Consider the following 2,968-nt stretch of genomic DNA (forward strand, 5'->3'; position numbering starts at 1 on the left):
CAGTGGTCTATCCTATTAATTCATTAAGCTCTTTTGAGTCCATCTTTTGCATAGGTAGTAACTGAAATGGGGCTTCTTTTCCTTCTTATCATCTTCCCCTGCTCATAAGGTAACTGAAATGGGATTAATGTGACCATTGATGGCCTTTCACTACTCAAAAGCTCGCTTATTGCAAAGAGTAAGTTTAATTTACTTTTTCTTCCTATTAAGAACAGAATTTCCTTATTATATTATATAATATCATTAATACGATTCGCTTCGTTAACGCGAAAATGTTCATGTTAGTAAATAAAAAACACTTAAATTTCGCTGGGCAGGTGTAAAATGGAAAATAATATAATCTATTTTAAAGATAATTTTTTCTCTGCAGACAGAACGGAAATCTATAATGATGCAAAGGAAATTGTCGGTGAACTCGACTTAAGGAGTGCGTTCAGTTCAGGAATAGACGTACTGGATTCTAAAGGAGAATTGATGATTAGCGGCAAATTTCCGATGCTAGGGATCAAGTGGAGAGTATACGACAGTCAGGAAAATGAGCTGGGTTCTCTAAATTCAAAGTTCTCCCTTTTCTCGAAGAAATTCCAATATGATGCAAACGGCCGCGGTGTTTTTACTATTTCGTCTGAGGCTTTTTCTAATGAATACGAGATATTAGAGGGAGATATTGCTGTAGCAAGATTTGAAAAGATTAGCGGCTTCTTTGCTTCACCCGCCTATCAACTGAAAAACGATACAAATATGTTATCAAATGAGGAACTGATTGCTGTCGTCATGGGGGTGAATGCCATACAAAAACGACAGAGAAACAATGCAGGAAGCTGATTTCAAATATAAAATTACTTGGATGACAACAGTTATGTTTCTTCTAATTTATAAGAAGGAGCCGAAGTAAGACTCCTTCTTTTATGTTCTTTGTACCGCTATCTTGTTTGTGAAATATTGCTTTTTCATATAAAGGAAGAAAAGCAGAAAAACACCACCGCTTAATGCACGCAGTCCAGACGCGATGTTCATAGCGGTTTCAACCGAACTAATGTGGAGCAGGTAGACTCCGACCTGAGGGGCGATAAACCCAATGATGGCAAGTACGATATTGTACTGTGCGATGAAACTCCCCCGGTTTTCCTCCTTTGTGACTTCAAGCAGCTGATTAAACAACAAAAGTACTGTACCAGAAACGAATAACCCCGATGTAAAGTTGACAAAGGTTAAATAATACATATTTGTTGATAGGATGGTTAAGAACGGTGCACTTGCCATTCCAAGCGCTGTAACCACCAGCATCTTCGCGTTACTGTGCTTATCCGCCATCCTTCCCCACCATTTAAAACTTATAATTTGACCAATCTGATTGGCGACGGTGATGATGCTAATCCAGAATCCGGTCATATGAGCTACCTTAATATTGTATATATTGAACAGCGGCCATGCCAGCTGCCATGCAAAATTAAAAAATAATCCGCAAATAAGAAAATAAATGAATGGTTTGTACTTATAGGCATCCCAGCCAAAGTTGAATTTACTTTTTTCAGTTTTTACTTCCCTCTGGGGTTCTATATGTCTATTTAAATAAAAAACTTCCACAACACCAAACACGAACGCCATCAAAAATAAAATTTGGTACGGTAGAGGGTTCACTTTATCAAACCATTTCAGCGCAATTCCTATCATCAATGTCGTGATCATGCCGGCGATTGTCAGGACTCTGTTCCGCTCACTGAAAAATCCACTTCTTCTGCTGTCAGATACTAAATCTCCTATAAAAGACTGCCAGCTAAGCATTGCGAATGAACCAGGCAAGTTCATTAAACCAACCAGCAATACGAACGTCCATGCCCTATATTCGACAGGCAGGTAGATAACAAAAAACATTCCAATCAAAAACAAGCGGGTGAAAAAAATGGATCGTCCTGTAAATTTCTTCTTTTCCTGAAGTCTGCTCATGATGGCTGTGCCGAGGATCATGGCGAACATGCCAATAATTTGCGGCAGTGAACTGATCAAGCCGACCTGGTAATTCGTAGCTCCAAGGACACCTATGGCAAACAGCGCAAAATAGTTATTACTCATACTCATGACAATAGTCGAGGCTACACCATTAAAGATGCTGTTCTTTTCATTCCATTTTGTAATCTCAGAAGGACTTTGCATACATTCCTCTTCTTTCAAAATAGTAAAATTATTTTGGATTTCGAAATATCCACCTAATTTTACTCCTTCTGGTTTTGGCTGACAATAGGTATTTTATCGATAATTCAAACAAAGAAAATTCTGAAATTAACCCACAAAAAAAGGAGCTTTCGCCCCTGGTTTTTATTTAAACATTGTTTAAAACTAAGTATAATCTGTTGTTACGTTCACTTTTCTCTTCCTCTGTCACGAGGTCATACTTTTTTAGTAAATGAAAGACTTCATTCAATATGTCCTGGGTATGCTCCTCTTGAAAAAAAATGCTGAACAAAGCACTCATATCTTCAGGCAAAAATTCCATCTGGGACTCATATTTATTCTTTACATCTTCATGGCTGTGATCAATTTTACACTCTCCCATGCCAATTCCCTCCTTATTGTTTACATCATTAGAATACCAAACCCCAATACTCTTTACCCTAATTTTAATTTTTTATCAATATTTTAATAAATGTGAGGCTCTTGCTGCATTTGATGCAGAGCAATAAATGCAGCAAGAAAAAGGAACATTGCTTATAAGGTTCCTTTTTCTTGCTATATCTGTCTTTTCCAATATTCCCATGCATTCAAATATTCATCTAAATCCGAAGGGTGATGTTTAATACAAGTTGCGATGCGTAAGTAAAGTCCTATCATTACATCTTCATACAAATTCTTGGTATCTTCTAGCAGAGCATTGGCTGCGGTTTCAATCGTTTCTATTTTCAGGTCATCCGGTGAAGAACAGAATGCGTAAATCAAGTCATAAAGCCGTGGCCCGAATACTGGTGTTGGG

At 37.6% G+C, this 2,968-nt stretch carries 3 protein-coding genes and 1 pseudogene; 1 reads left to right on the forward strand and 3 read right to left on the reverse strand.

Annotation, left to right across the window (positions count from 1 at the left end):
• The first annotated feature begins 324 nt into the window (after positions 1 to 324).
• Positions 325 to 825 carry a hypothetical protein gene (locus tag WB217_RS08425; protein WP_423992484.1) on the forward strand — a complete coding sequence of 167 codons (501 nt, stop codon included), beginning with the start codon at positions 325 to 327 and terminating at the stop codon, positions 823 to 825.
• A gap of 81 nt (positions 826 to 906) precedes the next feature.
• On the opposite strand, the gene WB217_RS08430 is transcribed toward WB217_RS08425, so the two are convergent.
• From WB217_RS08430 to WB217_RS08440, 3 genes and pseudogenes are all read right to left on the reverse strand, one after another.
• Positions 907 to 2,154, reverse strand: coding sequence for an MFS transporter (locus WB217_RS08430; RefSeq protein ID WP_423992486.1), 1,248 nt, complete (start codon positions 2,152 to 2,154; stop codon positions 907 to 909).
• A 166-nt stretch (positions 2,155 to 2,320) separates the two neighbouring features.
• Positions 2,321 to 2,554 carry a hypothetical protein gene (locus tag WB217_RS08435; RefSeq protein WP_423992488.1) on the reverse strand — a complete coding sequence of 78 codons (234 nt, stop codon included), beginning with the start codon at positions 2,552 to 2,554 and terminating at the stop codon, positions 2,321 to 2,323.
• Positions 2,555 to 2,727: 173 nt separating this feature from the next.
• Positions 2,728 to 2,968: pseudogene (locus WB217_RS08440) on the reverse strand (aminoglycoside phosphotransferase family protein); the annotation flags it as partial.

Source organism: Mesobacillus sp., assembly GCF_049588175.1.
Taxonomy (GTDB): Bacteria; Bacillota; Bacilli; order Bacillales; family Cytobacillaceae; genus Mesobacillus.